A 5,405-nucleotide genomic window follows, 5' to 3' on the forward strand; every position below is an offset into this window, starting at 1 on the left:
TGCGACGCCAAGCTGACCTACAGCAACGCATGGGCCGACCGCCTGCCCGCCGCGTTCAAAGTCTATCCGCGCGCGACGCTACGCGAAGCCGCAGGCATCGCCGGCGGCAAGTGCAACATCCGCGTCGTCAATTTCCAGACCGCGGCGTCGATGCAGGCCGTGCTCGATTATTATCACACGATGGCGATCCGCGCCGGCTACACCAGCGACCACCGCGTCAACGGCAACGAACATATGCTTGGCGGCACCAAGGGCGACCTCGCCTATGTCGTGATGCTGCGCCGCGATGGCGGCATGACCGATGTCGACCTGGTGGCGTCCGGCGGCAAATAAGGCAATTTTCGAACATAGTGAAAAGGCCCCGGGGAGAGGGAACCCCCGGGGCCTTTTCTATGCTTGCGTGACGAGCAAGCGGTCAGATCTTGTCGCCGAGCGCGCCCTGGACCTTGCCCTTCAGATTCTGGGCTTCGCCCTTGCGCTCCTGCGCTTCGCCTTCGGCACGAAGGCGCTCGTTGTCGGTCGCCTTGCCGGCCGCCTGCTTCACATTGCCTGCGGCTTCATTGGCAAGTCCTTTGGCTTTTTCGGTCAGTTCACCCACGGGGTTTCTCCTTGCTTTTCAGAGGCGGAGGGGGTGCCTCTTGCCAATCAACGGTTCGTCGCCGTCACCGTTCCGGCGAAAGGGTCGAAGCGTTCATCGCCAAAGACGATCCGCAGCAGCCATTGTTGTTCTTGATATGTTCCAATCGATGCCCTACCCGGATCGTGCGGCGTCGATGGAGGAGATGATGGTGAAGCTCGAACCCAATTGCATCGTCGAGAATGGCAGCCTGTCCGATTGCGACTTCGCCGATGCCGATCTGTCCGGGGCGACATTGACCGGATGCGAGCTGCGCGACGTCCGGTTCACGGGGACGTGCCTGCAGGATGCGCGCCTGACGGGGTGCCGGTTTATCCGCTGCCGCTTCGCCAACGTCGATATGCGCGACGCGCTTTTCGCGAATTGCTCCTTCGTTGACGACACCGGCCATGTCGGCGCGCAATTCGCCTTTTCGCGTCTCGAGCAGGCGCGCTTCAGCCGCAGCGACCTGTCCTTCGCGAAATTCGATCGTTCGGCGCTGTTCGGGGTCGAGTTCGACGCGTGCAACATGCGCGGCGCCGCATTCCACAAGGCCGATTTCTCCCGGCTATTCGGACGCAAACTCGTCAAGACCGCCGCAACCCTGCGCGGCTGCAATCTCGAATTCGCCGATCTCAACGGGATACGGATGCCGGGTTGCGACCTTTCGGGTTCGAACTTCCGCGAAGCGGTGTTGTTCGACGCCGACCTCGAAGGTGCCGACCTGCGCGGCTGCGATCTTGTGCTTGCGTTGACCGCCGGCGCGAAGCTCGCCCGTGCCGACCTCCGCGATGCCGATCTCGCCGGGCTGAACCTCAGGGAAATCGCCAGCCTCGAAGACATGATCGTGTCGGCCGACCAGCAATCGCCCTTGCTCGCCGCAATGGGGCTGGAGGTTTATCCGGGCTGACCCGTCCCGGATGGGCGATCAAGGGCAGGCCCTACGGCTTCACCCCGAACAGCTTGCGCGCATTCTCGCCGCGAATCTTTGCCTTTTCGGCTGCGGTAAGATCGAGCTTTTCGAACGCGTCGACTGTCTGCGCCAGCGAGAATTGCGGATAGTCCGATCCGATCAGGATATGATCGATCCCGACGTTGCGCATCGTCCAGACGAACTCGTTTTCGATCGGCGTATCGGCAGCCAGCGTCACCATCGCCGAAATGTCGAAATAGATATTGTCGCCGAACAACCCCTCGGCGGTGCGCGCCATTTTCAGGATGTTCCAGAAACGGAAATTGAGCCCGCCCATATGCGCAAAGACGAACTTCGTCTTCGGCGCCTGCAGTGCGAGATTGAACAATTTCTCGCTGTCGCCACCGGGCACGATATTGGCATTGTCCATCACAACGATGACGCCAAGCTCGCCGGCACGCCTGACCAGCGTCAGCACGCGCGGATCGGCGGGATCGAACTTCTGCGTGTGCGGATGGATCTTGAGCAGCTTCACGCCAAGACCGGCAACGCGCTGTAATTCCTCGATAGCTCCCGGACCGTCATAGGGATGTACCGTCGCGATCGGGACCATGTCCGGATGCTTCTTCGCCAACGCGATCAGCGCGTCGTTGCGCGCCCGAATGTCGTCGGGATTGCCCGCGAGCGCCTGGTTCGGCCCGCCGAACCACATGCCGCCGAAACCGGCAATCTTCAGTCCGGCGCCTTTTACCTGATCCTGATATTCGCCGATCGACTTTTCGCCGTCCCACAGATGGACATGGCTGTCGAATATCTGCTGCGCGCTTGCCGCCTGCGGCGCAAGGCAGAGGGCGGCAAGGATCGGCAGGATTTTCATTGTGGCCGGCCTAGATCAGCCCCGCCAGCGGGCTCGACGGATCGGCATATTTACGCAGCCCCATGCGCCCCGCCAGATAGGCATCGCGCCCCGCCTCGACCGCCAGCTTCATCGCGCGTGCCATGCGGACGGGGTCCTTCGCTTCGGCGATCGCGGTGTTCATCAGCACGCCATCGCAGCCAAGCTCCATCGCCACCGCGGCATCGCTCGCCGTCCCGACGCCGGCATCGACGAGCACCGGCACCGACGCGCCTTCGACGATCAGCCGGATCGTCACCCGGTTCTGGATGCCGAGCCCCGATCCGATCGGCGCGCCCAGCGGCATGATCGCGACCGCGCCCGCATCCTCGAGCTGCTTCGCGGCAATCGGATCGTCGACGCAATAGACCATCGGCAGGAAGCCTTCTTTCGCGAGCACTTCGGTTGCCTCTAGCGTCTCGCGCATGTTCGGATAGAGCGTCTTCGCTTCGCCCAGCACTTCCAGCTTCACCAGATCCCAGCCGCCCGCCTCGCGCGCCAGCCGCAGCGTGCGGATCGCGTCGTCGGCGTTGAAGCAGCCTGCGGTATTGGGCAGGTAGGTGATCTTCTTCGGATCGATATAGTCGGTGAGCATCGGCGCGCCCGGGTCCGACACATTGACGCGGCGCACCGCGACGGTGACGATCTCCGCCCCCGAGGCTTCGACCGCGGCGGCGTTCTGCTCAAAATCCCGGTATTTGCCGGTGCCGACGATCAGGCGCGACGTGAATGTCCGGCCGGCGACGCTCCAACTGTCGATCTTGTCCACATTCAATCCTTGTTCTGTACGATATTCGCGATGTCGCCGAGCGGATCGCGAACGAAAAAGCGGCGGACGCCCCACGGCTCGTCGCGCAGCGCATAGACGATCTCGTGCCCCGCCTCGACCGCGCGCGCATGCACCGTATCGACATCATCGACACCGACCGAATAGGCGGGCTGCAATCCCGACGGATCCCCGCTGAGGATGCTGATCTGCGCCATCGGCTGCGTGTCCGAACGATAGGTGGTGATGAAGCCCTGCGTCATCGCGGTTTCCAGCCCCAGCACATCGTTGAAGAAGGCCTTGCCCGTTCCCGGATCGTCGGCGTAGCGATTGACGACTATTCGCGCGACCGCCATCAACCGCCTCCCACAAAATGAACGATTTCGAGCACATCACCCTCGGCAAGTGCAACATCGGCGAGGGTTGATCGCGGCACGATATCGCGGTTGCGTTCGACCGCGACCTTCTTCACGTCGAGCCCCAGCGACGCGACCAGATCGGCGATGCTGCCTTCGCGCACCTGCCGGGGTTCGCCATTGAGGATGACCGAGATCATGGGGAATTCCGCCTCGCTTTGCCTTTTGCCGAGCAGCCCATATAGGGGGTGCGAGCAACCTAGCAACCGAAAGCCCGCGCCTTGCCCGATCTGCAAACCGTTTATGTCCTGAGCGGCCCCAACCTCAACCTGCTCGGCACGCGCGAGCCCGAGATCTACGGCCATGATACGCTCAACGACATCCATGCCCGGCTCGAAGCGCAAGCGGCGGAGCTCGGCCTGCGTGTCGAATGCCGGCAGACGAACCACGAAGGCGTGCTGATCGACTGGCTCCACGAAGCATATGTGTCGGGCGCCAAGGCAGTGCTGCTCAACGCCGGCGGCTATACGCACACCTCGGTCGCGATCCACGACGCGATCAAGTCGATCAAGGTACCGGTGATCGAGGTCCATCTTTCGGATCCGATGAAACGCGAAAGCTTCCGCCACATCAGCTATGTCGGCATGGTCGCGGCGGCACATTTTGCAGGCCATGGCGCGAACAGCTATACGCTGGCGCTGGACGCCGCCGCCCGTCTCTGACAATAGGGCGCATCAAAAAACGGGGTCTGGGCGCCCCAACAACGGCGCCGCAACAACAGGAAAAATTCTCATGGGTGACCATAAAGACAATGGCATCAACATCGATCCGGCATTCGTGCGCGCGCTTGCAGAGCTGCTCGACGACACCGGATTGTCCGAAATCGAAGTCGAGGACGGCGAACGCAAGATCCGCGTCGCGCGCACGCTGAGCGCCGCAGCCGCGCCTGTGGCCTATGCCCCCGCGCCGGTCGTTGCGCCTGCCCCTGCTCCGGCTGCGGCCGCGGCTCCCGCCGCAACGCCTGCTGCCGACAATTTCGCCGACGCGGTCAAATCGCCGATGGTCGGCACCGTCTATCTCGCCGCTGAACCGGGCGCGCCCAATTTCGCTGCCGTCGGCTCGGCCGTGAAGGCCGGCGACACGATCCTGATCATCGAGGCGATGAAGGTCATGAACCCGATCGTCGCGCCGGCTTCGGGCACGCTGAAGGCCGTGCATGTCGAGAACAGCCAGCCGGTCGAGTTCGACCAGCCGCTGTTCACCATCGGCTGAGCCACGACATGGCCATCGAAAAGCTCCTGATCGCCAACCGCGGCGAGATCGCGCTGCGCATCCACCGCGCGTGCCATGAAATGGGCATCAAGACGGTCGCGGTCCATTCGACCGCCGATACCGACGCGATGCACGTCCGCCTTGCCGACCAGGCCGTGTGCATCGGCCCGCCCGCGGCGAAGGACAGTTATCTCAACATCCCCGCGATCATCTCTGCGGCCGAAGTCACCGGCGCCGATGCGATCCATCCCGGTTACGGCTTCCTGTCGGAAAACGAGCGCTTCGCCGAGATCATCGAAGCGCATGACATGATCTTCGTCGGGCCGAAGCCCGAGCATATCCGCACCATGGGCGACAAGGTCGAGGCGAAGCGCACCGCGGTGTCGCTCGGCCTACCCGTCGTTCCGGGCTCGCCCGGTGCCGTGACGTTCGGCGAGGAAACGAAAAGGCTGGCGAAGGAAATCGGCTATCCGGTGCTGATCAAGGCCGCCTCGGGCGGCGGCGGGCGCGGGATGAAGGTCGTCCCCGACGAGGACAGCCTTGAAAGCCTGATGGGTCAGGCATCGAGCGAAGCCGCGGCGGCGTTC

The 5,405-nt window shown here is 63.3% G+C and carries 9 protein-coding genes and 1 pseudogene; 5 read left to right on the forward strand and 5 right to left on the reverse strand.

Translation table 11 applies throughout. The features are described 5' to 3' along the window. Positions 1 to 333, forward strand: a pseudogene (locus tag VGD20_RS13810) (hypothetical protein); the annotation flags it as partial. A gap of 82 nt (positions 334 to 415) precedes the next feature. Here the strand turns inward: VGD20_RS13810 and VGD20_RS13815 are convergent. Continuing rightward, on the reverse strand, positions 416 to 598 hold the full coding sequence (locus VGD20_RS13815; RefSeq protein WP_054729406.1) for a CsbD family protein: 183 nt from the start codon (positions 596 to 598) through the stop codon (positions 416 to 418). Positions 599 to 746: 148 nt separating this feature from the next. Between VGD20_RS13815 and VGD20_RS13820 the strand changes: the two genes are divergently transcribed. Continuing rightward, positions 747 to 1,526: a pentapeptide repeat-containing protein gene (locus tag VGD20_RS13820; RefSeq protein WP_331135001.1), complete on the forward strand. Its 780-nt coding sequence runs from the start codon at positions 747 to 749 to the stop codon at positions 1,524 to 1,526. Between the two features lie 31 nt (positions 1,527 to 1,557). Here VGD20_RS13820 and VGD20_RS13825 read toward each other — a convergent pair whose 3' ends face one another. The 4 genes from VGD20_RS13825 to thiS are packed head-to-tail and all read right to left on the reverse strand — an operon-like array spanning position 1,558 to position 3,746. Further along, positions 1,558 to 2,406, reverse strand: a complete 849-nt coding sequence (locus VGD20_RS13825; RefSeq protein ID WP_331135002.1) for an amidohydrolase family protein — start codon at positions 2,404 to 2,406, stop codon at positions 1,558 to 1,560. A gap of 10 nt (positions 2,407 to 2,416) precedes the next feature. Continuing rightward, positions 2,417 to 3,193 (reverse strand): bifunctional sulfur carrier protein/thiazole synthase protein, encoded by a 777-nt coding sequence (locus VGD20_RS13830; protein WP_331135003.1) that lies wholly within the window; start codon positions 3,191 to 3,193, stop codon positions 2,417 to 2,419. Positions 3,194 to 3,195: 2 nt separating this feature from the next. Further along, on the reverse strand, positions 3,196 to 3,546 hold the full coding sequence (locus VGD20_RS13835; protein WP_331135004.1) for a VOC family protein: 351 nt from the start codon (positions 3,544 to 3,546) through the stop codon (positions 3,196 to 3,198). Then, the gene (thiS, locus tag VGD20_RS13840) at positions 3,546 to 3,746 is read right to left on the reverse strand and encodes a sulfur carrier protein ThiS (protein WP_331135005.1); all 201 of its coding nucleotides are present in this window, start codon (positions 3,744 to 3,746) and stop codon (positions 3,546 to 3,548) included. The genes VGD20_RS13835 and thiS overlap by 1 nt, the downstream gene beginning before the upstream one ends. Positions 3,747 to 3,827: 81 nt before the next feature. Here thiS and VGD20_RS13845 point away from each other — a divergent pair, with 81 nt between their 5' ends. The 3 genes from VGD20_RS13845 to VGD20_RS13855 form a co-directional block, all read left to right on the forward strand. Then, entirely contained in the window at positions 3,828 to 4,268 is a 441-nt protein-coding gene (locus VGD20_RS13845; protein ID WP_331135006.1) for a type II 3-dehydroquinate dehydratase, read from the forward strand. 70 nt (positions 4,269 to 4,338) lie between these two features. After that, positions 4,339 to 4,818, forward strand: a complete 480-nt coding sequence (gene accB / locus VGD20_RS13850) for an acetyl-CoA carboxylase biotin carboxyl carrier protein (RefSeq protein ID WP_331135007.1) — start codon at positions 4,339 to 4,341, stop codon at positions 4,816 to 4,818. Positions 4,819 to 4,826: 8 nt separating this feature from the next. Further along, a partial coding sequence (locus tag VGD20_RS13855) for a biotin carboxylase N-terminal domain-containing protein (RefSeq protein ID WP_331135008.1) occupies positions 4,827 to 5,405 on the forward strand: 579 nt, incomplete at its 3' end.

It is taken from the genome of Sphingopyxis sp. (assembly GCF_036402335.1).
Lineage (GTDB): Bacteria > Pseudomonadota > Alphaproteobacteria > Sphingomonadales > Sphingomonadaceae > Sphingopyxis.